This is a genomic window from Microbacterium sp. WHRI 7836, assembly GCF_040223885.2.
Lineage (GTDB): Bacteria > Actinomycetota > Actinomycetes > Actinomycetales > Microbacteriaceae > Microbacterium > Microbacterium oxydans.
The window spans coordinates 2,431,708-2,455,601 of record NZ_CP168171.1 but is presented as its reverse complement, the minus strand read 5'-3'; the positions used below and the strand labels follow the sequence as shown (position 1 = coordinate 2,455,601).

19 protein-coding genes and 1 riboswitch are annotated in these 23,894 nt (G+C 67.7%); of the genes, 11 read left to right on the top strand and 8 right to left on the bottom strand.

The window, feature by feature from the left end; genetic code table 11:
* Positions 1–16 precede the first annotated feature (16 nt).
* Entirely contained in the window at positions 17–163 is a 147-nt protein-coding gene (locus tag ABRP18_RS11710; RefSeq protein WP_170224175.1) for a hypothetical protein, read from the top strand.
* Between the two features lie 34 nt (positions 164–197).
* On the opposite strand, the gene ABRP18_RS11705 is transcribed toward ABRP18_RS11710, so the two are convergent.
* Positions 198–1,676, bottom strand: coding sequence for an MDR family MFS transporter (locus ABRP18_RS11705; RefSeq protein WP_046749596.1), 1,479 nt, complete (start codon positions 1,674–1,676; stop codon positions 198–200).
* Between the two features lie 164 nt (positions 1,677–1,840).
* Here ABRP18_RS11705 and ABRP18_RS11700 point away from each other — a divergent pair, with 164 nt between their 5' ends.
* The gene (locus tag ABRP18_RS11700) at positions 1,841–3,898 is read left to right on the top strand and encodes an ABC transporter ATP-binding protein (RefSeq protein WP_349885355.1); all 2,058 of its coding nucleotides are present in this window, start codon (positions 1,841–1,843) and stop codon (positions 3,896–3,898) included.
* A 75-nt stretch (positions 3,899–3,973) separates the two neighbouring features.
* Here the strand turns inward: ABRP18_RS11700 and ABRP18_RS11695 are convergent, their stop codons facing one another.
* The 7 genes from ABRP18_RS11695 to ABRP18_RS11665 are packed head-to-tail and all read right to left on the bottom strand — an operon-like array spanning position 3,974 to position 11,306.
* Positions 3,974–4,747, bottom strand: a complete 774-nt coding sequence (locus ABRP18_RS11695; RefSeq protein WP_349884686.1) for an SDR family oxidoreductase — start codon at positions 4,745–4,747, stop codon at positions 3,974–3,976.
* Between the two features lie 25 nt (positions 4,748–4,772).
* Positions 4,773–5,720, bottom strand: a complete 948-nt coding sequence (locus ABRP18_RS11690) for a glycosyltransferase family 2 protein (RefSeq protein WP_349884685.1) — start codon at positions 5,718–5,720, stop codon at positions 4,773–4,775.
* 22 nt (positions 5,721–5,742) lie between these two features.
* The gene (locus ABRP18_RS11685) at positions 5,743–6,879 is read right to left on the bottom strand and encodes a cysteine desulfurase family protein (RefSeq protein ID WP_349884684.1); all 1,137 of its coding nucleotides are present in this window, start codon (positions 6,877–6,879) and stop codon (positions 5,743–5,745) included.
* A gap of 5 nt (positions 6,880–6,884) precedes the next feature.
* Entirely contained in the window at positions 6,885–7,736 is an 852-nt protein-coding gene (gene nadC / locus ABRP18_RS11680) for a carboxylating nicotinate-nucleotide diphosphorylase (protein ID WP_058631903.1), read from the bottom strand.
* Positions 7,736–9,259, bottom strand: coding sequence for an L-aspartate oxidase (gene nadB, locus ABRP18_RS11675; RefSeq protein ID WP_349884683.1), 1,524 nt, complete (start codon positions 9,257–9,259; stop codon positions 7,736–7,738). Before nadB ends, nadC begins: the two co-directional genes overlap by 1 nt.
* The gene (gene nadA / locus ABRP18_RS11670) at positions 9,256–10,593 is read right to left on the bottom strand and encodes a quinolinate synthase NadA (protein WP_193761638.1); all 1,338 of its coding nucleotides are present in this window, start codon (positions 10,591–10,593) and stop codon (positions 9,256–9,258) included. The genes nadB and nadA overlap by 4 nt, the downstream gene beginning before the upstream one ends.
* On the bottom strand, positions 10,590–11,306 hold the full coding sequence (locus ABRP18_RS11665) for an NUDIX domain-containing protein (RefSeq protein ID WP_193761639.1): 717 nt from the start codon (positions 11,304–11,306) through the stop codon (positions 10,590–10,592). The genes nadA and ABRP18_RS11665 overlap by 4 nt, the downstream gene beginning before the upstream one ends.
* A 268-nt stretch (positions 11,307–11,574) precedes the next feature.
* Between ABRP18_RS11665 and ABRP18_RS11660 the strand changes: the two genes are divergently transcribed.
* The 9 genes from ABRP18_RS11660 to ABRP18_RS11620 all read left to right on the top strand — a co-directional run bounded on the left by ABRP18_RS11660 (position 11,575) and on the right by ABRP18_RS11620 (position 23,804).
* Positions 11,575–13,263 carry an ABC transporter substrate-binding protein gene (locus ABRP18_RS11660; protein ID WP_046749589.1) on the top strand — a complete coding sequence of 563 codons (1,689 nt, stop codon included), beginning with the start codon at positions 11,575–11,577 and terminating at the stop codon, positions 13,261–13,263.
* Between the two features lie 42 nt (positions 13,264–13,305).
* Positions 13,306–14,301: an ABC transporter permease gene (locus ABRP18_RS11655; RefSeq protein ID WP_058631908.1), complete on the top strand. Its 996-nt coding sequence runs from the start codon at positions 13,306–13,308 to the stop codon at positions 14,299–14,301.
* Positions 14,294–15,274, top strand: coding sequence for an ABC transporter permease (locus ABRP18_RS11650; protein WP_058631909.1), 981 nt, complete (start codon positions 14,294–14,296; stop codon positions 15,272–15,274). Before ABRP18_RS11655 ends, ABRP18_RS11650 begins: the two co-directional genes overlap by 8 nt.
* Positions 15,271–16,122, top strand: a complete 852-nt coding sequence (locus ABRP18_RS11645) for an ABC transporter ATP-binding protein (RefSeq protein ID WP_113681678.1) — start codon at positions 15,271–15,273, stop codon at positions 16,120–16,122. The genes ABRP18_RS11650 and ABRP18_RS11645 overlap by 4 nt, the downstream gene beginning before the upstream one ends.
* Positions 16,119–16,994, top strand: a complete 876-nt coding sequence (locus tag ABRP18_RS11640) for an ATP-binding cassette domain-containing protein (protein WP_349884682.1) — start codon at positions 16,119–16,121, stop codon at positions 16,992–16,994. The genes ABRP18_RS11645 and ABRP18_RS11640 overlap by 4 nt, the downstream gene beginning before the upstream one ends.
* Positions 16,995–17,192: 198 nt before the next feature.
* Positions 17,193–17,287: riboswitch (glycine riboswitch) on the top strand.
* A 154-nt stretch (positions 17,288–17,441) separates the two neighbouring features.
* Positions 17,442–18,644 carry a glycine cleavage system aminomethyltransferase GcvT gene (locus tag ABRP18_RS11635; RefSeq protein WP_061015444.1) on the top strand — a complete coding sequence of 401 codons (1,203 nt, stop codon included), beginning with the start codon at positions 17,442–17,444 and terminating at the stop codon, positions 18,642–18,644.
* On the top strand, positions 18,641–19,018 hold the full coding sequence (gene gcvH, locus ABRP18_RS11630; protein ID WP_046749583.1) for a glycine cleavage system protein GcvH: 378 nt from the start codon (positions 18,641–18,643) through the stop codon (positions 19,016–19,018). Before ABRP18_RS11635 ends, gcvH begins: the two co-directional genes overlap by 4 nt.
* A gap of 61 nt (positions 19,019–19,079) precedes the next feature.
* The gene (gene gcvP / locus ABRP18_RS11625) at positions 19,080–21,932 is read left to right on the top strand and encodes an aminomethyl-transferring glycine dehydrogenase (RefSeq protein ID WP_218867623.1); all 2,853 of its coding nucleotides are present in this window, start codon (positions 19,080–19,082) and stop codon (positions 21,930–21,932) included.
* Between the two features lie 228 nt (positions 21,933–22,160).
* Positions 22,161–23,804 (top strand): ABC transporter substrate-binding protein, encoded by a 1,644-nt coding sequence (locus ABRP18_RS11620; RefSeq protein ID WP_046749582.1) that lies wholly within the window; start codon positions 22,161–22,163, stop codon positions 23,802–23,804.
* The last annotated feature ends 90 nt before the right edge of the window (positions 23,805–23,894 follow it).

The window sequence follows — 23,894 nt, the reverse complement described above, 5'->3', positions numbered from 1 at the left end:
GGCGTACGATCGAGGGATGAAGAAAACGCAGCAGGACTCCGTGCAGCAGGACGCGCCCGTCGGGCTGCAGCCGCTCCTGGATTCTCTGAACCTGCTCGAGGGGGAAGCGGCCGGCTATTGCAGCAATGGCGTCTGCCACTTCCCCGCCCCGAAGAGCGAGTAAGCAGCAGACGCCATCTCAGGCCGTCCCGGCGCGGTCAGTGCCCGCCGTGGAACCCTTCGCCCGCATCGTCTGCAGGCTTGCGGACGAACGGGCTGAGCGCCACAGTCGCCAGCGAGATGATCGCCGCGATCAGGAATGCCATGCGTGCGCCGGGAGCGCCGGCGACCGCAGTCGTCAGGCCCTCCTGCTCGCCCGCGTGCAGGATCGACGAGTAGGTCACGAGGAGCAGTGCGACACCTGCCGCGCCACCGACCTGCTGCAGTGTGTTCAGCACGGCCGAACCGTGCGAGTACAGCGACCGCGGGAGCGAACCCAGCGATGCCGAGAACAGCGGTGTGAACGACATCGCGAGACCGACGGACATGACAGCCTGCACGATGATGAGCACCCACCACACGGTGTGCTCACCGACGGTCGAGTAGAAGAACAGCGACGCCGACACCATGATCGTGCCGGGGATGAGCAGCGGGCGGGTGCCGCGCGCATCGTAGACACGGCCCATGATCGGTCCGAGCAGGCCCATCAGCAGCGAACCAGGGAGCAGGATCAGGCCGGACTGGAGCGGGTTGAGCCCCGCCACGTTCTGCAGGTACTGCGGGAGCAGGGTCAGCGTGCCGAACATCGACAGCGCCAGGATGGACATGATGATCACGGACAGCGTGAAGTTGCTCGAGCGGAACACGCGCAGGTCGAGCAGTGCGTCGTCGATGCGCTGCAGCACGAGCTGACGCCACACGAAGAGCCCCAGTGAGACGGCACCGACCACCAGGGAGATGATCCCTGCGGTCTCGCCGGATCCGCCCTCGCCGCCGAACTGGCTGAGACCGAACACGATCCCGCCGAACCCGAGAGCCGCGAGCGGGATCGAGAGCACGTCGAGCGGCACGGACCGCGTCTCACCCAGGTTCGTCATCCACTTCACACCCATGAAGAGGGCGATGAGCGAGATGGGGAGGATGATGCCGAAGAGCGCGCGCCAGCTGGCGAGCTCGAGCACGGCTCCGGCGAGGGTCGGGCCGATCGCGGGAGCGAGCGAGATGACGAGACCGACGCGACCCATCATGCGACCGCGGGACTGCGGCGGCACGACGTTCATGATCGTGGTCATCAGCAGCGGCATCATGATGCCGGTACCTGCGGCCTGGATGACACGGCCGACGAGCAGCACGGCGAAGCCGGGTGCGACGAGAGCGACGAGCGTGCCGAGGGAGAACGCGATCATCGCGGCGATGAAGACCTGGCGCGTCGTGAACCGCTGCAGGATGAACCCGGTCGTGGGGATGACCACGGCCATGGTGAGCATGAAGGCGCTCGTGAGCCACTGGCCGAGCTCGGGCGGGATGCCGAGATCGGTGTTCAGATGGGGGATCGCGATCCCCATCGTGGTCTCGTTGAGGATGGCGACGAAGGCGGCGACGAGCAGCAGCCAGATCACCCGCATGTCCTTGCGGGGGATCTCGCCCCCTGCCGCGGCGGGAGTCGTCGAGATGGAGCCGGTATCGACGGCAGACATGGGCGGCCTCCAGGGCGAAGAAGAAATGGATATCGCGAGAGTTCGCAAGAGTCATTCAGCGTAACGGCAGCCGCGGACATTTCATTCCGTATTCACAGATATCCGCTGAAGGCGGATACACGCGGCCCGATGTCCGCGCGCGTGGGTACGCTGGCGCAATGAGCATGGGCGGCGGCATGGGCGGTGGCCCGCGGGGAGGTGGCTTCCGCGGAGTCGATGAAGACGCGCAGCGGAAGTTGAACGCCGAGGCGCCGCGGATCAACGGTCTCGGGGCGCGGGTGGTCTCCCTGTTCCGCCCCTATCGCTGGCGCATCCTCTTCACGGGCATCCTGGTCGTGCTGGGCGCCGCGATCGCGGTCATCCCGCCGCTGATCGTGCAGCGCATCTTCGACGACGCGCTGTTCCCGGTGGACGGCGGAAGCCCGCACCTCGAACTGCTTGCCTGGCTCGTCACGGCGATGGTCGCCCTGTTCCTGATCTCCGCGGGGCTGGGGGTGGCGCAGACCTGGCTCACCTCGACCGTCGGCAACAGCGTCACCGGCGATCTGCGCGTGAAGCTCTTTGAGCATCTGCAGGCGATGGAGCTCGGATTCTTCACGCGCACCAAGACGGGCGTCATCCAGTCGAGGCTGCAGAACGACGTGGGTGGCGTGTCCGGCGTGCTGACCAACACCGTCACCAGCATCCTCGGCAACGTCGTGACCGTGATCGCCTCGCTCGTCGCGATGATCCTGATCGACTGGCGGCTGACGCTCATCGCCGTCGTCATGATGCCGTTCCTGATCGTCGTGCAGCGCAAGGTGGGGCAGGTGCGCGCCAGGATCGCGGGGGAGACGCAGGAGTCGCTGTCCGAGCTCACCTCGATCACCCAGGAGACCCTGAGCGTGTCGGGCATGCTGCTGTCGAAGGCGTTCAACCGGCAGCGCACCGAGTCGGAGCGGTACCAGGCGGAGAACCGCAACCAGGTCGTGCTCCAGGTGCGGCGTGCGATGAGCGGCCAGGGGTTCTTCGCCGTCGTGCAGGTGATCATGGCGAGTGTGCCCGCCGTGATCTATCTCGTCTCCGGCTATCTGATCGCCGGCGGGACCGGAGCCATCACCGCGGGAACCGTCGTCGCCTTCACCACCGTGCAGGCGCGGCTGCTCATGCCATTGATGGGCCTCATGAGGGTCTCGCTCGATCTGCAGACCTCGTCCGCGCTGTTCGCGCGCATCTTCGAGTACCTCGACCTCGTGCCGGAGATCCAGGACGCCCCCGACGCGATCACCGTCGATCAGGCTCCTGGACCCCGCGGGCGCATCGAGTTCGACGAGGTCGTGTTCCGGTACCCCGATGCCTCGGCTGACGCCAGGCCGACTCTCGACGGTGTGTCGTTCACGGCGGAACCGGGTCAGCACGTCGCGTTCGTCGGCCCGTCGGGCGCGGGCAAGACCACGATCCTGTACCTGGCGCCGCGGTTGTACGAGGCGAAGGGAGGGGCCGTGATGTTCGCGGGCGCCGACGTGCGCACCCTCACGCAGGAGTCGATCATCGACAACGTGGGCATCGTGTCCCAGGAGACCTACCTGTTCCACGCGACCATCCGTGACAACCTCCGCTATGCGAAGCCCGATGCCACCGAGGAAGAGCTGATCGCGGCGTGCACGGCCGCCAACATCCACCACATCATCGCCGGCTTCGAGCAGGGGTACGACACCGTGGTGGGCGAGCGCGGGTATCGGCTCTCCGGCGGGGAGAAGCAGCGCATCGCGATCGCCCGCGTGCTGTTGAAGGACCCGCCGGTGCTACTCCTCGACGAGGCGACCTCGGCGCTCGACACGGTGTCGGAGCGCGTGGTGCAGGAAGCGCTCGACGAGGCCGCGAAGGGGCGCACGACGCTCTCCATCGCCCACCGGCTCTCGACCGTGATGGGCGCGGACGTGATCCACGTGCTCGAAGCGGGGCGCATCATCGAGTCCGGCACTCACTCCGAGCTGCTGGCGCTCGGTGGACTCTATGCCGAGCTCGCGGCTGAGCAGGTGGCGGCATCGCGGGTGCTCGACACCGAGGCAGCGATCGAGGAGGCGGTGACGGGCGGCGCTTCGGCTCCTCTCGCTGAGCGCCGCGCCGACAGAGCACCTGCCGATTCCGCTGGCGAAGACGCCGTCGCGACCATCACCGCCGCTGTGCCGCTGCTGGCCGAGCCGAGACCCGACGAGCGGGTCTACCCGCCGGGGCCCTGAGCAGTCTCAGGCCAGTGCAGTCTCAGGCCAGTGCAGTCTCAGGCCAGTGCACTCTCAGGCACGTGCAGTCTCAGGTCAGTGCACCGACAGCCCGCCGTCGACGAACAGCGAGTGACCGGTGACGTAGCCCGATCCTGCCCCGGCCAGGAACACCGCCGCACCCGCGAAGTCGCTCGGCAGACCGTTGCGTCCGATCATCGTGCGGGCCGCGAGCTCGGCGACCTTCTCCGGGTCCTGTTGCAGGCGGGCGTTCAACGGCGTGAGCACGAACCCCGGCACCAGCGTGTTGCTCGTGACGCCCGTCCCGCCCCAGGCCTCGGCCTCCGAGCGCATGAGCGACTCCACGGCACCCTTCGACGCACCGTACACACCGCTGCCCACGAAGGCCCGGTGCGCCTGCTGGGAGCTGATCTGGATGAGGCGGCCGTATCCGCGTGCGGCCATGCCCTTCGCGAACTGCTGGCCGAGCAGGAACGGTGCGAGCGCGTTGACCGTCATCGTGGCGTCCCAGTCTTCTTCGGTGATGTCGGGGAAGGGCGGCCGGATGTTGATGCCTGCCGAGTTGACGAGGATGTCCGGTTCCCCGAAGGGCTCGACAGCCGCTGCGGCGACGGCGTGGATTCCCTGCCTCGTGCTGAGATCGCCGACGACACCGGTCGCCCGGCAGTCGAGCGCACGCAGCTCATCGACGGTCTCGCGGATGCGTTCCTCACCGCGGGCGACCACGACCGTGGCCGCGCCGGCACGAGCGAGCGCGGTGGCGATCCCTCGACCGATGCCGGAGCTGCCGCCCGTCACGACAGCGGTGCGTCCCTCGAGGGAGAACAGCGAGGAGAGGTAGTCGTTCATGTGTCCGCCGATCGGTGGTCCGCCCTCACCAGGCGAGAGCCGCGGCGAGGGAGGGGTCTGGAGTGGCATCGGCGAACTCGGGGAGTGCCCGGAGCTCGGCGATGAAGGCGTCGACCTCGGCGGCGTATGCCGGGTCGGTGTGCTGCTCCGCGATGTCGAGGAGTGAGGGGATGTCCATGGCGAGGATCAGCTCGATCCGCGCTACGACCGAGGCACGTGCGCCGGCGTCGTGCAGCACGCGGATGCCGCCGCGCAGAGCTGCCAGGTAGTCGCGCAGTACGGGGAGCCGACCTTTGCCCTGGGTGATCGAGGTGCCGTCGGCGCGGAGACGCCAGTGCACGATCACATCCGGGATGACGTCGAACGCCCGTGCGCGGGTGTACATCTGCTGGGCGACGATCTGGTCCTCGTAGGCGACGCCCTCCGGGAAGCGGAGATCCTGCCAGAAAGGAGTGCGACTCAGCTTCGACCAGGCGACGATGTTCGACACCGCCCGGGGATGTGCGGTGAGCGTGGTGCCCAGCCTCTCCGGGGAGGTGGCGGCGGATACCCAGGGCTGCACGCGACCGGCGAGGTACGCATCTCCCTGAGGGCGTGCGCGCACGTAGGCTCCGGCGACGAAATCGCTTCCGGTCCGTTCGAGTGTGTGCGTCATCCGGGCGAGGGCGTCCGGCCGCAGTTCGTCGTCGCCGTCGAGGAAGCCGAGGTAGGGGGTGTCCACCAGGGCGAGACCGGCATTGCGGGCGGCGCCGAGGCCACGGGAGGCGTCATGGCGGATCGTCGTGAAACGTCGGTCAGCGGAGGCCGCGTCATCGAAGATCGCGCCCGTCTCGTCGGTCGAACCGTCGTCGATCAGGATCGCCCGCCAGCGGGGTTCGGTCTGTGCGCGGAGCGAGTCGAGCGCAGCGGGGGCGAAGGCGGCGATGTCGCGTCCGGGGACGATCAGCGTCACGATCGGGGCGGAGGCAGTCACGTGCCGAGTCTATGGCCGGGCATCAGCCCCGGGCCGCGCGCACGGATTCCGCGACGAGCGCCGCCAGGCGCTCGGGAGCGTCCGTTGCCAGCTCCTCGCGACCGAACGTGAAGCGCACCGACGTCTGTGCGACCTCGGGGGCGATTCCGCAGGCGAGCAGCACGTGCGAGGGGTCGTCGCTGCCCGCCGCGCACGCCGATCCGCTCGAGGAGATCACTCCGCGGCGCTCGAGCTCGAGCAGCACGGCCTCCCCGCTGGTGCCGGCGAACGTGAAGCTCGCGGTGCCGGGCAGACGATGCACCGGGTCGCCGGTGAGTGCTGCTGCAGGCACGGCGGCGAGTACCAGGGCGGCGAAGCGTAGGCTCGTGGCGGCGACCCGCGCCGCCACGAGTTCTCGCTCCCGCTCGGCGAGTTCCAGGGCCGTCGCCAACGCCACCGCTCCCGCGACGTTCTCGGTGCCGGATCGTCGACCGCGTTCCTGACCGCCGCCGTGCAGCAGGGGCTCCACGGGAACGCGTCCGCGGACCGCGAGCGCACCGATGCCCTTGGGGGCACCCAGCTTGTGACCAGCGATCGACAACGCATCGGCACCGAGATCCCGCAGGGGAAGCCACCCGGCCGACTGCACGGCATCGAGGTGCAGGGGGACCTTCACCGCGCTCGTGACGGCTGCCAGGGCTGTGACGTCCTGCACCGTCCCGATCTCGTTGTTCGCGTGACCGAACGACACCAGCGACGTGTCTTCCCTGATGGCCGCGGTCAGCGCATCCGGGGCGATACGCCCTCGGGAGTCCACCGGGATCATCGTCACCTCGACGCCGTGGAAGCGTCGGAGATACCCGGCGGACTCGAGGATCGACTCGTGTTCGATGGGGGAGATGACCAGGTGGCGCCGTCCCGCCTCCAGAGCGGCGAGCGCGATGCCCTTGACCGCGAGGTTGTTCGCCTCTGTTCCTCCTGCGGTGAACACGACGTCGTTCGTCCGCATCCCCAGCACGCGGGCCACCCGTGCCCTGGCGCCGTCGAGGGCGCTCGCCGCGGCCTCGCCCGCCGTGTGGTGACTCGACGGATTGCCGAACACCCCGGTGAGGAAGGGACGCATCGCTTCGAGCACTTCCGGACGCACCGGTGAGGTCGCCGCGTGATCGAGGTAGAGCATGACCGTCAGTCGATCCGCAGATCCAGGCCGAGATCGAGGGCGCGGGCGGAATGCGTCAGAGCTCCGACCGAGATCACGTCGACACCGGTGCGTGCGATCTCGCCGACCGTGTCGAGGGTGACACCGCCCGAGGCTTCGACGATGGCTCGACCGCCGATGAGGGCCACGCCACGCTCCAGGTCGTCCAGCGAGAAGTTGTCGAGCAGCACGGTGTCCGCTCCACCGTCCAGGACGGCGTCGATCTGGTCGAGACGGTCGACCTCGACGACGACGTGGGTCGTATGGGGGAGCCGGGACAGGGCCGCGCGCAGGGCGGCCGCGAGGTCGAGGCCCGAGCGTTTCAGCACCGCGAGGTGGTTGTCCTTCGCCATCACCGCGTCGGACAGGGAGTGCCGGTGATTGCGGCCGCCGCCCGACTCGACGGCGTGACGCTCGAAGGCGCGCAGACCGGGAGTGGTCTTGCGGGTGTCGGCGATCCGCGTCTCGGTGCCGTCGACGGCCGCCACGTAGGCGGCGGTGAGCGTGGCGATGCCGCTCATCCGCTGCGTGAAGTTCAAGGCGACGCGCTCCGCGGTCAGTACGCTGCGCGCCGCACCGGATACCGAGGCGAGGACGTCTCCTGCAACGAACTCGTCACCGTCGCCGACGTGCAGATCCACCTGGACGGACGGATCGGTGAGACGGAAGGCGGCGGCGAAGACCTCGCCTCCGCTGAAGACCCCGGCTTCTCGTGCGACGAGATCGGCCGTGGCCGTGGCCTCGGCGGGCAGCAGCGTGGTGCTCGTGAGGTCGCCCCACGGAGCGTCTTCCTCCAGTGCGGCGCCGACGACGCGGTGCAGAGTGGCGGGGGTCAGCATCAGACGGTCTCCAGGATCGATGAGGGTGTGGGGGATGAAGAAGGGGCACCTGTCGCATCCGTGTCGACACGATGATGTGCTCCGACGGAAATGGTGCGCTTCAGAGCCGCCGCCGCCGTCGCCTGCGCGAGGAGCAGCAGGTTCGCATCCTCGTGCCCCGTCACGGTCGTGGGCGTGGTGGGGACGCCGGCCCACCCCTGCAGCACTCCGAGCGCCCGGGTGAGGCCCTCGCCCGTGCGCAGCAGGCCCACTTCGTCCCACATCAGCCGCTGTAGTCCAGAGCGAGTGAACCCCGGTTCGGTGTCGACGAGGTTCGCGTCGAGGCTCATCTCGGAAGGGGTGTGCTCGCGTCCCGGAAGAGGCCAGGGCATCGTGAGCGCTGCCGCCGCGCGAGCCCCGAAGACCGCGCCCTCGAGCAGGGAGTTCGATGCCAGCCGGTTGGCCCCGTGCACGCCAGTGCGGGCGACCTCTCCTACGGCGAAGAGCCCTGGCACCGTGGTGCGTCCGTCGAGGTCGGTGACCACGCCGCCCATCAGGTAGTGCGCCGCCGGGGTCACGGGTAGGGGGCTCTTCGCCCAGTCGAAGCCACGCTCTCTCGTGACACGGTCGATGGTCGGGAAGCGGAGCGCGAGCGTGCGGGCTCCGAGCATCGTGGCGTCGAGCCTGACGGGCGCAGCCTGAGCCGCGGCACGCCGTGCGATCGCTCGCGACACCACGTCCCGCGGCGCGAGCTCACCGTCGGGGTGGCTGTCGAACACGAACCGGCGGCCACGGTCGTCCACCAGAACCGCGCCCTCACCGCGCACCGCCTCGGAGATCAGGAACGCCGGGCCGGAGGCGAGGACGGTGGGATGGAACTGGACGAACTCCAGATCGGCGACCGCTGCACCTGCGCGAAGGGCGGCGGCGATGCCGTCACCCGTCGTTCCTCCGGGGTTGGTGGTGTGGGCGTAGAGCTGGCCGGCACCACCGGTGGCGAGGATCACGGCGTCGGCCTGGAGGGTCGAGAGCACACCGTCGCGACGGATTCGGATACCCCGTACGACACCGTCGCGCTTCACGAGGTCGACAAGGAAAGCGCCGGTGAGAACGGGGATGCGCGCGCGACGTGCGCATTCGACGAGGGCCGCGGAGATCGCCGCCCCGGTGGCATCGCCGCCCGCATGCGCGATGCGGGCGTGGCTGTGCGCCGCCTCGCGTCCGAGTCGCAGTGAACCGTCGTCGTCGCGGTCGAAGCCGACACCCCGTGCGATCAGCTCGGCGATCCGCTCCGCGCCGTCGGCGACCAGCACACTCACCGCGTCCGGATCGGACAGCCCGGCGCCGGCGATCTGCGTGTCGGCGGCATGCGACGACGGGGAGTCGCCCGGGCCGTACGCTCCGGCGACACCCCCCTGAGCGAACCCGGTGCAGCCGTCGCCGAGGTCACCCTTGGTGACGATCGTCACGTCGTGACCCGACTCGTGCGCGTGCAGCGCCGCGGTGAGCCCCGCGATGCCCGACCCGACGATGATGACCTTCATCGTGTGCCCGCGACCGCCGGGGGCTTCGCCGCGAGCATCCGTTCCAGCGCCACCCGAGCGGGGGCGGCGACGTCGTCGGACACGGTGATGCGGTTCGGCGTGCGACCGGCCACCAGCTCCTCCAGCACCCACGCGAGGTAGCCGGGGTGGATGCGGTACATCGTCGAGCACGGGCACACCACGGGGTCGAGGCAGAAGATCTCGTGCTGCGGATACTGCGCAGCGAGTCGACGGACGAGGTTGATCTCGGTGCCGATCGCGAAGGTGGTCGGTTCGGTCGCCGTGTCGATCGCCCGGCGGATGTACTCGGTCGACCCTGCTTCGTCGGCGGCGTCGACGACCTCCATCGGACATTCGGGGTGCACGATCACGCGGACACCGGGGTGATCGGTGCGCGCTTGGTCGATCTGGTCGACCGTGAAGCGTCGGTGCACGGAGCAGAACCCGTGCCACAGGATGACACGCGAGTCGAGCAACTGCTCGGCGGACGAGCCGCCCAGCGCTCGCCGCGGGTTCCACATGGGCATCTGATCGAGCGGCACTCCCATGGCCTTGGCGGTGTTGCGGCCCAGGTGCTGGTCGGGGAAGAACAGGACCCGCCGCCCCCGCTCGAATGCCCACTCCAGCACGGTCCGCGCATTCGACGACGTGCACACGATCCCGCCGTGTCGCCCGACGAAGCCTTTGATCGCCGCCGAGGAGTTCATGTACGTCACGGGGATCACGGGCACGCGGCCGTCGGCGTCTGCGGCCGCGAGGTCTCCGAAGACGTCCTCGAGCTGCTCCCAGCACTCCTCGACCTGGTCGATGTCGGCCATGTCGGCCATCGAGCACCCCGCGGCGAGATTGGGGAGGATCACCGCCTGATCGGGTTGCGAGAGCAGATCGGCGGTCTCGGCCATGAAGTGCACGCCGCAGAACACGATCGCCTCGGCATCGGCTCTGCCCTTCGCCGCCGTCGCCAGCTGGAACGAGTCCCCGACGTAGTCCGCATGCTGCACGACCTCTTCGCGCTGATAGAAGTGCCCGAGGATCAGCACCCGGTCGCCGAGCGTGGCCTTCGCCGCCCGGATCCTCCCGTCGAGTTCCTCTTCCGAAGCCTCGCGGTACTCGGAAGGCAGCTCGCCCTGTCGCGGGGCTCCGGTCGGAATGACATCGCCCATCGAGGAGCCGGGGCCGTACCCCGGTCGTGCGTCGAAGTCCCACGGGCCGGCGGCGAGGTCGGTGGCGCACGTGGCGTCCGTGGACGCGCCGGTGACGATCGCCTGGATCGCATGGTCGACGGAGGGATCCAGCGGCGGTACGGCGGGAGCGGGGACGAAGGTGATGCTCATCGGATGCTCGTTTCCTCGGGTCGGAGCGGGCCGCGATCGGCGAGCTCGATGTCGGTGTTGTCGCGATACAGACGTGCGGGCCGGTGGCTTCCGGTGCGGAACCGGTCGGTCGGGAGCAGATTGCCCGCCGCCTCCACCTGGCGACGGAAGTTGGCGGGGTCGAGGGCGCGTCCGAGGATCGATTCATAGGCTTCGCGCAACTCGGCGAGCGTGAACTCGGCGGGGAGGAACCCCTGTGCGACTCGGCTGTACCCCACCTTGTTGCGCAGTCGCCACAGCGCGTACTCGACGATCCGGTCATGGTCGAACGCGAGGTCCGGCAGCTCCTCGACGTCGAACCAGCGGACGTTCTCGGGATAGTGCCCGGCTGCGCGATGTGCGGCGCTCTGCGCGGTCACGTCGTCCTGCCGCAACAGGGCCCAGTACACGATGGAGACGACCCGCGTGGGGGAGCGGTCGACCGCTCCGAAGGCATACAGCTGCTCGAGGTAGCTGGGGGCGAGTCCCGTTGTCTCGGCGAGGGTGCGGGCCGCGGCATCGACGGGAGACTCCGTCGAGGTGAGCCAACCTCCGGGGAGTGCCCACTGGCCGGCGAAGGGCTCGCGCGTGCGCAGCACGAGGGGCAGGGAGAGCACCGCCCGTCCGTCGTCGGTCCTCCGCAGCGTCAGGATCACCGTCGAGACGGCGACTCGGATGGCACCGCTTTGAGTCATTCGCACCTTAACCTCCGATGTCGATCTTAGTGTCATCGAGACTCTTAGTGGTCCTCTGTGACGAGGATTCGGGCTGAGTCCGAAACGTTATCTGGGGAGCGCGAGGAGGCTTGTCCACGAGGACGGGGTTTGTTAGGTTACTGTCCTAACAAACCCCTTCGGGAGCGGCCGCCGGTCGTCTCCCCGGGCCCGAGAACCCCACCTCCGGGGTTCTGCTCCATCCGGAGCGATCCCTCCTGCAGTGCAGCACCGAGAGGAAACAAGAGAAATGATCCGTAACGGAAGGCGCAAGATCGCGCTCACCGCGATTGCCGGTGCATCCGTCCTCGCCCTGGGCCTCACCGCCTGTGGCGGCGGCAGCGACAGTGGCAACGCCGATGGCGACAAGGCCCTGCGTGTCTGGGCCGGCAGCCAGACCCCCATCGCCGCGAACTACAACCCGTTCGCTCCGACCGTGCTCCACGGCGCGCTCGGGCCGATCTACGAGCCGCTGTTCTTCTACAACAAGACCGCGGACTCCGAGCCGGTCGGCCTGATCGGCGACTCGTTCGAGTACAACGAGGACGGCACGGTGATCACGGTCACCATCAAGCCCGACCTCAAGTGGAGCGACGGTGAGCCCCTGACCGCCAAGGACGTCGCGTTCTCGTTCAATTACGAGGCCAACAACCCCGAGGGCAACGGTCTGATCTCCGCCGAGGCCACGGACGACACCACCGCCGTGCTGACGTACTCGTCTGCCCAGTACACGACCGAGTTCCAGCGGATGGGGTCGAGCTACATCCTCCCCGAGCACGTCTGGAAGGACGTCAAAGACTTCGCCAACTTCACGAACGAAGAGCCCGTCGGATCCGGCCCCTACGTGGTCGACAAGACCACGAGCGAGTCCTACACCCTCGTCGCGAACAAGAACTACCGCGATGCCGACAAGCTCGGCGTCAAGAAGGTCCAGTACATCGCGGTCGACAACAACCAGACGGCACAGGACCTGCTCGCCGCCGGCAAGCTCGACTGGACCGGCATGTTCATCCCCAACCCGGATGACGTGACCGGCAACGGCAAGATCGACTGGATCAACACCCCGCAGGACCCGACGGTGCTCTACACCTGCTCGAACGCCGAGCTCGGCTGCACCGGCCCGCAGACGGACGTCGCGGTGCGTCAGGCACTCAACGTGGCGATCGACCGCGGCATCATCAAGGACAAGGCATTCGTCGGCCTCACGGGCGACATCTCGCCGGCTTTCACGCTGCTGCCGCGCGACGAGAAGTGGCTCGCCGACCCGGCCAACGAGGTCAGCCCGCAGGAGGCCAACGCCGCCGAGGCCGGTTCGATCCTCGAGGCCGCCGGTTACACCAAGGGTTCGAGCGGCATCTACGAGAAGGGCGGGGTTCCGCTCGAGCTCACGCTCACCTCGGTCGACGGCTGGACCGACTACAACGACGCCGCGAAGCTGATCGCCGAGCAGGCCGAGGCCGCAGGCATCAAGATCACGGCATCGACGGTGCAGTGGCAGGAGTTCTCCGATTCCCGTCAGGGTGGCGAGTTCCAGCTCATCATGGGTGGTGTGATCGGCACGTCCGTCGCCGACCCGTTCCAGATCTACCGCGACTGGTTCGGCGGCACGGCCGTCGAGTCGACGACCCCGGTCGGCACCGAGATCCCCGCAGGACGCTGGAACTTCAGCCGCTACAGCAACCCGGTCGTCGACACGGCGATCCAGTCGGCGATCAGCACGAACGACGAGGCGACGAAGAAGGAGCTGTACGCCACGATCCAGACCGAGATCGTGCGTGACCTGCCCTACATCCCGCTCGTCATCAACGCGACGCAGACCTTCTACAACACGAAGGACTACACGGGCTGGCCGACGGAGGAAGACCTCTACGCCTTCCCGCCGTCCTGGGGTGCGATCGCGGCAGGCTACGTCCTGACGCAGCTGCAGCCGGTCAAGTAACACGAGAGGAGTCGGGGAAGAAGGAAGTCAGGAAACAGTGACATGAAGTTCTATGCACGAAGAATCGGGTTCTACGCGTTCACGCTCTGGGCCGCGATATCCATCAACTTCTTTCTTCCCCGGCTCATGCCGGGAAACCCCGCCGACATCATGATCGCCAAGATGCAGCGGGCGGGCGGCGACGTCTCAGAGACGACCATCCGCAATATCAGGCTCCTGCTCGGCGGCGACGACTCGTCGCTGTGGGATCAGTACCTCGCGTACTGGGGGCGGATGTTCCAGGGCGACCTCGGCGTCTCGGTGACGAAGTTCCCCACCCCGGTGACGGAGCTCATCGCCGGTGCTCTTCCCTGGACGCTCATCCTCGTCGGCACCGCGACGGTCATCTCCTTCGTCCTCGGCGTCGTGCTCGGGGCCTGGGCCGGCTGGAAGCGCGGCACCTGGGTCGACCACCTGATCCCGGCAACGACCGTGCTGCAGTCGATCCCGTACTTCTGGATGGCGCTGATCCTGGTGGCGGTGTTCGCGGTCGGCCTCGGCTGGTTCCCCATCTTCGGCGGCTACGACGTGTTCGACTTCCCCGACGGCCCCGAGCCGACGTGGGCCTTCTTCAGCGACGCCGTCGCCCACGCCATCCTTCCCGCCGTCACCATCGTGATCAGCTCGGTCGGCGGCTGGATGTTCGGCATGCGCAACATGATGGTCTCGACGCTCGCCGAGGACTATGTGCTCACGGCCGAGGCCAAGGGCCTGCGCCCGCGCCGGGTGCTCACCACCTACGCTGCCCGCAACGCCGCGATCCCCTCGATCGCCGGCTTCTCGATCACGCTCGGTTTCGTCGTGGCCGGCTCCATCGTCATGGAGCAGGTGTTCACCTACCCCGGCATCGGCAAGCTGATGTTCCAGGCCGTGACCAACAACGACTACGCGCTGATGCAGGGGCTGTTCCTCGTCATCACGCTCACGGTGCTCGCCGCCAACTTCATCATGGACCTCGTCTATGGCTTCATCGACCCGAGGGCTCGCCAGAATGTCTGACACGAAGAACCCGCTCCTCACGGAGGAGCCACCCACCGTCGCCCCTGAGGGCACCGTCGCTCTCGCCACACAGCGTCAGGAACGAAAGCGTCGCCGCATCCTGCCCAGCACCTCGCCGAAGTTCATCGTGGGCGTGTGCATCGTGCTGGCGATCGTGCTGTTCGCGATCATCGCGCCGATCTTCTCCCAGAACCCGCGGAGCACGGCCAACCCAGCGCTTCAGCCGCCGTCGGCCGAGCACTGGCTCGGCACGACCAAGCTCGGCAACGACATGTTCGCCCAGCTCGCGACCGGTGCCCAGGGCTCGCTGCTCATCGGCGTGACGGCCGGCAGCATCGCGATCGTCCTCTCCCTCCTGTTCGGTGTGCTCGCCGGCTACCTGGGTGGGTGGCGTGAAGACGGCCTCGCCCTGCTCACGAACGTCATGATCGTGATCCCCGGACTGCCGCTGGTGATGGTCATCGCCTCGTTCGTCCCGCAGCGCAGCTGGCAGCTCGTCGCCTTCGTGCTCGGCATCACCTCCTGGGCCGGGGCGGCGTACGTGCTCCGGCTGCAGACGCGCTCGCTCCGCACACGCGACTACGTCTACGCCTCGAAGGTCGCGGGCGAGCGGTCGTTCCGCGTCATCCTCGTCGAGATCATGCCGAACCTGCTGCCGCTGCTGGCGGCCCAGTTCCTCTTCGCGATCATCTTCGCGATCCTCGGCGAGGCCGGCCTGTCGTACCTCGGCCTCGGACCCAACTCGTCGATCACCTGGGGATCGATCCTCAACGACGCCCAGTCGGGGCAGGCGCTCGGACGTGGGGCCTGGTGGTGGTTCGTCCCGCCGGGACTCATGATCGCGCTCCTCGGCGCCGGCCTGTCGCTGATCAACTTCGCCATCGACGAGGTCATCAACCCGAAGCTGCGCAATGCACCCGAAGCCGCGCGCCGCGTGCGCAAGGCCGCCAAGACCAAGGGGGTCACCGCATGAGCGAGCCTGTGCTGACGGCGCGGAATGTGTCGATCGAGTATGAGGTGGATCCGCCGGTGAAGGCCGTGCGAAACGTCTCGCTGACGTTGAACCGTGGGGAGATCCTGGGCCTGGCCGGGGAGTCGGGGTGTGGGAAGACGACTCTCGCGTACGGCATGAACCGGTTGTTGAAGGCGCCGGCGTTGATGACGGGCGGAGAGATCGTGTTCCATGACCGGGACGGTCATGACATCGACATCGTGGGTTTGGATGGGGAGGGTCTTCGGGCGTTCCGGTGGGACAAGATCTCGATGGTGTTCCAGGGCGCGATGAACTCGTTGAATCCGGTGATCAGTGTGAGGGCGCAGATCTTCGACATCTTCGACACGCATCGTCCTGGGATGAGTAAGAAGGCGAAGACGGCGCGGGCGGAGGAGCTGCTCACGTTGGTGGGGGTGGATCCGTCCCGGTTGTCGAGTTTCCCGCATGAGTTGTCCGGGGGTATGCGTCAGCGGATGATGATCGCGATGGCTCTGGCGTTGGATCCGCAGGTGATGATCATGGATGAGCCGACGACGGCGTTGGATGTGGTCGTGCAGCGCGGCATCATCCGGGAGATCATGCGGTTGCGGGAGAAGCTCGGGTTCGCGGTGATCTTCATCACGCATGATCTGCCGATGTTGATCGAGATCAGCGACCGGATCGCGATCATGTTGCAGGGGCAGATCGTGGAGGAGGGGACGGCGGAGGAGATCTACCGTTCCCCGCAGCATGAGTACACGCGACGGTTGTTGTCGAGTTTCCCGTCGTTGAAGGGTGAGCGGGGCGATTTCGTGCGTACCGGTGTGAGCCAGGAGGGCGTCCGATGACCACCCATACGAATAGCACCGGGACGACGGTGCCGGGGACGGCGACGTTGGAGGCGCGGAACCTCGTCAAGGACTTCCACCTGCGTTCCGGGTTCAGGACGAGCATCCTGCATGCGGTGAAGGATGTGTCGTTCACGATCGAGGCCGGGAAGACGCTCGCTCTGGTGGGGGAGTCGGGGTCGGGGAAGTCGACGATCGCGCGGATGCTGATGAAGTTGGAGACCCCCACCAGTGGGGAGATCCTCCTCGACGGGAAACCGTCCGGGACTCGGGGGCGGGCGTTGGAGGCGTATCGCGCGGATGTGCAGATGGTGTTCCAGGACCCGTTCGCGTCGTTGAACCCGTTCCACACGATCGTGCATCACTTGGAGCGGCCGATCCGCCTGCATCACCCGCAGCTCTCCAGTGCGCAGGTGCGTGCCAGGGCGGTGGAGTTGTTGGAGCGGGTGCGGCTCAGCCCGGGGGAGAGCTTTGCGGAGCGTCGCCCGCATGAGCTGTCGGGTGGGCAGCGGCAGCGCGTCGCGATCGCACGGGCACTGGCGCCGGGGGCGCGGTTCATCGTCGCCGACGAACCGGTGAGCATGTTGGACGTGTCGATCCGGCTCGGTGTGTTGAACCTGCTCGCGGATCTGCAGCGGGAGGAGAACCTCGGGGTGCTGTACATCACGCACGACCTCGCGACCGCCCGGCATTTCTCCGATGAGATCATGGTGCTCTACAAGGGCGATGTCGTCGAGAGGGGCCCCGCGGACGAAGTCATCCTCAACCCGCAGCACGAGTACACCAAGACCCTCCTGGGAGCCGCGCCCGAGCCCGACAACCTCGGCCGCCTCCGCGACGAGGTCCGAACCGAACTCGGCATCAGCGGATAGCCGCACCGCACCCCGCTTTCGAATCGCGCTTTCGAATCGCGCTTTCAAATCGCGCTTTCGAATCGCGCTTTCGAATCGCGCGAATGGTCCCTTCCGAGTCCAGGATGGGACCATTCGCGCGATTCGAACGCGCGTCGAGCGAATCCGGCACCGACGGGCCGACCGGCTAGACTGAACCCACAACTGAAGACAGGCCGAATGACCCACGCGGGAGAGCCCCGGCGAACGCAGCCGGGCACCGAAGGAGCAAGCCTCCCCGCCAATCTCTCAGGTACGCGTACCGCGCGGTTCCGGCCACTCTGAAAAGCGATCCGTCTCATGTGCGGATCCGCCGACGGTGAAAACCCCGCCTCCGTGCACGGGTGAAGCTCTCAGGCCCATGACAGAGGGGGAGTTCCGAGGAACGGCGATGCCGCCGTTCCGCCCGACACAGCCCGGGAGAACTCCATGTCCGACCCCCGCTACACCCCGCTGCGCGAACGCCATGAGGCACTCGGCGCGTCGTTCACCGACTTCGGTGGCTGGCAGATGCCGGTGCGTTACACCTCCGACCTCGCCGAGCACCACGCCGTGCGCCAGAACGCGGGGATCTTCGACATCTCGCACATGGCCGAGTTCCTCGTCACGGGCGAGAAGGCGGCCGAGTTCCTCGACTTCGCGCTCGCAGGTCGCATCTCCGCCATGACGGTCGGCAAGGCGAAGTACTCGCTGATGCTGAATGAGAACGGCGGAATCGTCGACGATGTCATCGCGTATCGGCTCGCGGAGGACCGCTACCTCGTCATCGCCAACGCCGGCAACCGTGGCTTCGTGGACTCGGGATTCGCCAAGCGCGTGCGGGACTTTCCGTCGCTCGTCGAGCGGGCGCTTCCGCCGCTGGCTCCGGGGGAGGACCGCACCTTCGCCGGATTCCTGGGCGACCGCGGCGTCGATGTGGAGGATGTGTCCGACCTGTTCGCGCTGCTCGCCGTGCAGGGACCGGCCGCCGAGGCGATTCTCGCTGCGACGCCGGGCATCGACGAGCTGAGCACGCCCTGGGCGGAGCAGAAGTACTACGCCTGGGCGGACGCGCGCTTCCGCGGGGAGCCTCTGCTCATCGCACGCACGGGCTACACCGGGGAGGACGGCTTCGAGCTGCTGGTTCCTGCCGGCGACGCCGCAGCCCTGTGGGACGCTCTGCTGGCTGCCGGCGAACCGCATGGTCTCGTTCCTGCGGGCCTCGCCGCCCGGGACACGTTGCGTCTGGAGGCCGGGATGCCTCTCTACGGCCACGAGCTCAGCACCGACACCCGCCCCTCGCAGGCCGGACTCGGCCGTGTCGTCGTGACGGCGAAGGAGCACTTCGTCGGCAAGGAGGCGCTCTCGTCCTTCGAGGACTCGACAGAGGCATCGGAAGCGCCGGTCCTGGTCGGCCTCGTCGCCGAGGGCAAGCGGGCAGGACGCGCCGGATACGCCGTCGTCGACGAAGACGGATCCGTGCTCGGAGAGATCACGAGCGGCGCTCTCAGCCCGACTCTCGGCCACCCGATCGCGATGGCCTACGTGACCCCATCTTCCGCGGAAGAGGGAACCGCAGTATTCCTTGACGTGCGGGGAACCAAGATCCCCGCGACCGTGACCGCCCTGCCTTTCTATCGGAGGACCAAATGACCGACCTCGCCGCACTCCACTACACCGAAGAGCACGAGTGGATCGCCGCCGACGGCGACACCGTGACCATCGGCATCACCGACTACGCCGCCGAGAAGCTGGGCGACGTCGTGTTCGTCGAGCTCCCCGCCGTCGGCACCGAGGTGACCGCAGGTGCGGTCGTCGGCGAGATCGAATCGACGAAGTCGGTCGGCGAACTCTACGCGCCGGTATCGGGAACCGTCGTCGAGATCAACGACGCGGCCGTCGACGATCCGTCGCTGGTGAACGCCGCGCCCTTCGAGGGCGGCTGGTTGCTCAAGGTCTCCGTCGCAGCCGGTGCGCTGGACGGACTGCTCGACCGCGACGCGTACGTCGCACTCACGGAGGGCTGATTCACCAGTGGTCACTTTCGCCGATCGTCACATCGGACCCACGGATGCCGCGCAGCGCACGATGCTCGCGGCCCTGGGTCTCGACACCCCAGGGGCCGATGGCGCGCTGAACCCGGTCGAGGCGCTCATGCGCCAGGCCGTGCCCGCGTCGATCTACACCGGGCCGTCGTCCGACTCCCCGGACGCGCCTTCACACATCCCCTCTGCCGCGAGCGAGACCGAGGCTCTCGCCGAGCTGCGGGTGCTCGCCTCGCGCAACACCGTGAACCGACCCATGATCGGCCTGGGGTACTACGGCACCATCACGCCGCAGGTGATCCAGCGGAACGTGCTGGAGAACCCGTCGTGGTACACGGCCTACACGCCGTACCAGCCGGAGATCTCCCAGGGGCGTCTGGAAGCGCTCATCAACTTCCAGACCATGGTCGCCGAACTCACCGGGCTCACGACGGCCAATGCGTCCATGCTCGACGAGTCGACCGCGGTGGTCGAGGCGATGCTGCTCTCGCGGCGCGCATCGAAGTCGGCGTCGACCGTGTTCGCGGTCGACGCGGATGCGCTCCCGCAGACCAAGGCGATGCTCGCCACGCGCGCGGAAGCTCTCGGTATCGACATCGTCACGGTCGATTTCGCCGCGGGCGAGGAGCTGCCCGCCGACCTGTTCGGTGTCTTCGTGCAGTACCCCGGCGCATCCGGTCGCGTCTGGGACCCGTCGGCCGTGTTCGACGCCGCGCACCTCTCCGGCGCTCTCGCGGTCGCGGCCGCCGATCTGCTCGCTCTCACCCTCATCGCCTCTCCCGGCTCACTAGGCGCCGACGTGGCAGTCGGCACGACCCAGCGCTTCGGCGTGCCGATGGGCTTCGGCGGTCCGCACGCCGGCTACATGGCCGTCCGCTCCGGCCTCGAGCGTCAGCTCCCCGGTCGCCTCGTCGGAGTGTCGGTCGATGCCGACGGCAAGCCCGCGTATCGTCTCTCGCTGCAGACGCGCGAGCAGCACATCCGCCGCGAGAAGGCCACGTCGAACATCTGCACCGCCCAGGTGCTGCTCGCCGTCATGGCGTCGATGTACGCCGTGTACCACGGTCCGGACGGGCTGCGGGAGATCGCGACCCAGACCACGGCGAAGGCGGCGCTGCTGCGTGACTGGCTGACCGAGGCAGGGGTGGAGGTCGTGCACGCGGACTTCTTCGACACCCTGCAGGTGCGCGTGCCCGGTCGTGCGGCGGAGTTCGCCGCTCGGGCCCATGACGATCACGGGATCCTGCTGCACGTCGCCGACGCCGACACGGTCGGCATCGCCGTCGACGAGACCACGACCCTCGGCGAGCTGCACCACGTCACGGCTGTCTTCGGCGGCAAGAACGACCGCGCGTTCGGCATGTTCGGCGGGGACAAGCTGCGGGGGCTCCCGGAAGACCTGCTCCGTCAGGACGAGTACCTCACGCACCCGGTGTTCCACTCGCACCGCTCGGAGACCGCCATGATGCGGTACCTGAAGAGTCTCTCCGACCGAGACTACGCACTCGATCGCGGCATGATCCCGCTGGGCTCGTGCACCATGAAGCTCAACGCCGCCACCGAGATGGCTGCCATCACCTGGCCCGAGTTCGCCGGCATCCACCCGTTCGCCCCGGCGTCCGATGTGCAGGGCTACCTCGAGCTCATCGACCAGCTCGAGGGCTGGCTCGCCGAGGTCACCGGTTATGACGCGGTCTCGCTGCAGCCGAACGCCGGTTCGCAGGGTGAGCTCGCGGGTCTCCTGGCCATCCGCGGGTACCACCACGCGAACGGCGACACCCACCGCACCGTGTGCCTCATCCCCTCGTCGGCCCATGGCACGAATGCGGCATCGGCCGTGCTCGCGGGCATGAAGGTCGTCGTGGTCGCGACGGACGAGCTCGGCAACGTCGACCTCGACGACCTGCGCGCGAAGATCGCCCAGCACGCCGACGACCTCTCGGCCCTGATGATCACCTATCCCTCGACGCACGGTGTGTACGAGGAGCAGGTCGTCGAGATCACGGCCGCCGTGCACGACGCAGGCGGACAGGTGTACGTCGACGGGGCCAACCTCAACGCGCTGCTCGGTTACGCGCGCTTCGGTGACCTCGGCGGCGACGTCTCGCACCTCAACCTGCACAAGACCTTCGCCATCCCGCATGGTGGGGGAGGTCCTGGCATCGGTCCGGTGGCGGCGAAGTCGCACCTCGCCCCGTACCTTCCCTCGCACCCGCTCGCGCAGCGCGCCGAGCACTTCGGCGGCTACACGTTCGATGGCGGTGTGATCTCGGCCGCTCCTTACGGTTCCGCGGGGATCCTGCCGATCTCGTGGGCGTACGTCCGCATGATGGGTGCCGACGGTCTTCGTCGTGCCACGGCGGCAGCCGTGCTCTCCGCCAACTACATGGCCGAGCGTCTGGGCGGCCACTTCCCGGTGCTCTACACGGGGGAGAACGGTCGCGTCGCGCACGAGTGCATCCTCGATCTGCGTCCGCTCAAGGAGGCGACCGGAATCACCGTCGACGACGTGGCCAAGCGCCTCATCGACTACGGCTTCCACGCTCCGACCATGTCGTTCCCCGTCGCGGGCACGCTCATGGTCGAGCCGACGGAGTCGGAGGACCTCGATGAGATCGAGCGCTTCATCGAGGCCATGATCATGATCAAGGCCGAGGCGGAAGCCGTGGCGGCGGGGCGCTGGCCCGCGGACGACAATCCGCTGGTGCATGCACCGCACACCGCGGTATCCCTCATCGCGGGGGAGTGGGAGCACCCCTACACGCGGGAGGAAGCCGCCTACCCCGTCCATGCGCTCGTCGCCGGCAAGTACTGGCCGCCCGTGCGTCGCATCGACCAGGCGTACGGCGACCGGAACCTCGTGTGCGCCTGCCCGCCGGTGGAGGCCTTCGCCTGAGCCGGTGCGCATCTGAGCAGACGGTGTCGCGCTTCCGTGCGGAAGCGCGACACCGTCCTGTGTTTCCCGGTGTTTCCAGGTGTTTCGCGGGTGTTACGGATGGTCACCACTCAGTAACAGTTCGTTAGCTGAAGGCGGCGGGGGGCCAAGCGGCGGGTTACGCTCAGGTATCCCTGCGTGCTCGATGGTGAGCGCGCAGACTCAGCACTGTCCACAGGAGGACGAAAAGTGAAACGAAACAGGATTGCCCTCGCGGGCAGCGCTCTGCTCGTGGTCGGCGCCCTGGCGCTGGCCGGTTGCGCAGGCGGGAACGACTCCGGCGATGAGGGCTCCAAGGGCTCGGCGTCGGCGATCATCTCGGCGAACGGAGGCGAGCCGGAGAACGCGCTGATCCCGACCAACACCAACGAGGTCAACGGCGGCAAGATTCTCGACTCCGTCTTCGCAGGTCTCGCCTTCTACGACGGCGACGGTGCTCTCGTCAACGACATGGCCGAGTCGATCACGGTCGACGCGCCGAACAAGGTCACGGTCAAGCTGAAGGAGGGCAACAAGTTCACCAACGGTGAAGACGTCGTCGCCCACAACTTCATCGACGCGTGGAACTACGGTGCGCAGCTCTCCAACGCGCAACTGAACCAGTCCTGGTTCGCCGACATCGTCGGCTTCAACCCCGACGCAGACTCCGAGCTCACCGGTCTCACCGAGGTCGATGACCAGACCTTCACGATCGACCTGAGCAGTGACGTCGCCTCCGACTTCGTGACCCGCCTCGGCTACTCGGCGTTCTACCCGCTGCCCGATGTCGCCTTCGAGGACATGGACGCCTTCGGCGAGAACCCGATCGGCAACGGCCCGTACATGCTCGCCAAGGAGGGAGCATGGCAGCACGACGTCCAGATCGACCTCGTCAAGAACGATGACTACAAGGGTGAGCGCGTCGCTCAGAACGGCGGCCTGACGCTGAAGTTCTACACGGCTCCCGAGGGCGCGTACGCCGACCTGCTCGGCGGCAACATCGACGTCATCGACCAGATCCCCGAGGCTTCCCTCGCGGTCTTCGAGGACGAGCTCGGCGAGCGGGCGACCAACCAGCCCGCGGCCATCTTCCAGTCGTTCACCATCGGTGGGCAGCTCCCGCACTTCTCGGGCGAAGAGGGCACCCTGCGCCGCCAGGCCATCTCGCTGGCGATCAACCGCGACGAGATCACGAGCAAGATCTTCGCCGACACCCGCACCCCGGCGAGCGACTTCACGACGCCCGTCATCGACGGCTGGAGCGACAGCGTTCCCGGTTCCGACGTCCTGAAGTACGACCCGGAGAAGGCCAAGGAGCTGTGGGCGAAGGCTGACGCCATCTCCCCGTGGTCCGGCACCTTCCAGATCGCGTACAACTCCGATGGTGGACACCAGGTGTGGGTCGATGCGGTCTCGAACTCGCTGAAGAACACGCTCGGCATCGAGGCGTCGGGCGCACCGTACGTCGACCTCGCCACGCTCCGCGCAGCGGTCAACGCGCGTGACGACGCGGGCAAGCGCACGATCCAGACGGCGAACCGTTCCGGATGGCAGGGCGACTACCCCGCCGTCTACAACTTCCTGCAGCCGCTCTACGGCACGGGTGCATCGTCGAACGACGGTGACTACTCGAACCCCGAGGTGGACTCTCTGCTCGCAGAGGGTGCAGCGGCCACGAGCGCGGACGACGCGAACGCGGCTTACGAGAAGGTCCAGGAGATCCTCTTCAACGACCTCCCGGTCATCCCGCTCTGGTACCAGAACTCGATCGGTGGCTTCGGCGACTCGGTCGACAACGTCACCGTCGGCTGGAACTCGGTTCCGCTCTACTACGAGATCACCAAGGCCGAGTAGGCCCTTGGAGTGAACGGCAGCGAGGCGGTGGCGGCGACGTCACCGCCTCGCGTCGTGCACTCCGGCTGACTCCGACTCCACGAAAGGAGC

Bases quoted from the DNA above. Each gene is read 5' to 3' on its own strand.
- ABRP18_RS11660 (WP_046749589.1), top strand. From the start codon at position 11,575: ATGATCCGTAACGGAAGGCGCAAGATCGCGCTCACCGCGATTGCCGGT.
- ABRP18_RS11685 (WP_349884684.1), bottom strand. From the start codon at position 6,879: ATGCTCTACCTCGATCACGCGGCGACCTCACCGGTGCGTCCGGAAGTG.
- ABRP18_RS11650 (WP_058631909.1), top strand. From the start codon at position 14,294: ATGTCTGACACGAAGAACCCGCTCCTCACGGAGGAGCCACCCACCGTC.
- ABRP18_RS11645 (WP_113681678.1), top strand. From the start codon at position 15,271: ATGAGCGAGCCTGTGCTGACGGCGCGGAATGTGTCGATCGAGTATGAG.
- nadA (WP_193761638.1), bottom strand. From the start codon at position 10,593: ATGAGCATCACCTTCGTCCCCGCTCCCGCCGTACCGCCGCTGGATCCC.
- gcvP (WP_218867623.1), top strand. From the start codon at position 19,080: ATGCTCGCGGCCCTGGGTCTCGACACCCCAGGGGCCGATGGCGCGCTG.
- gcvH (WP_046749583.1), top strand. From the start codon at position 18,641: ATGACCGACCTCGCCGCACTCCACTACACCGAAGAGCACGAGTGGATC.
- ABRP18_RS11640 (WP_349884682.1), top strand. From the start codon at position 16,119: ATGACCACCCATACGAATAGCACCGGGACGACGGTGCCGGGGACGGCG.
- nadB (WP_349884683.1), bottom strand. From the start codon at position 9,259: ATGAAGGTCATCATCGTCGGGTCGGGCATCGCGGGGCTCACCGCGGCG.
- ABRP18_RS11665 (WP_193761639.1), bottom strand. From the start codon at position 11,306: ATGACTCAAAGCGGTGCCATCCGAGTCGCCGTCTCGACGGTGATCCTG.
- ABRP18_RS11705 (WP_046749596.1), bottom strand. From the start codon at position 1,676: ATGTCTGCCGTCGATACCGGCTCCATCTCGACGACTCCCGCCGCGGCA.
- ABRP18_RS11710 (WP_170224175.1), top strand. From the start codon at position 17: ATGAAGAAAACGCAGCAGGACTCCGTGCAGCAGGACGCGCCCGTCGGG.
- ABRP18_RS11655 (WP_058631908.1), top strand. From the start codon at position 13,306: ATGAAGTTCTATGCACGAAGAATCGGGTTCTACGCGTTCACGCTCTGG.
- ABRP18_RS11695 (WP_349884686.1), bottom strand. From the start codon at position 4,747: ATGAACGACTACCTCTCCTCGCTGTTCTCCCTCGAGGGACGCACCGCT.
- ABRP18_RS11700 (WP_349885355.1), top strand. From the start codon at position 1,841: ATGGGCGGCGGCATGGGCGGTGGCCCGCGGGGAGGTGGCTTCCGCGGA.
- ABRP18_RS11635 (WP_061015444.1), top strand. From the start codon at position 17,442: ATGTCCGACCCCCGCTACACCCCGCTGCGCGAACGCCATGAGGCACTC.
- nadC (WP_058631903.1), bottom strand. From the start codon at position 7,736: ATGCTGACCCCCGCCACTCTGCACCGCGTCGTCGGCGCCGCACTGGAG.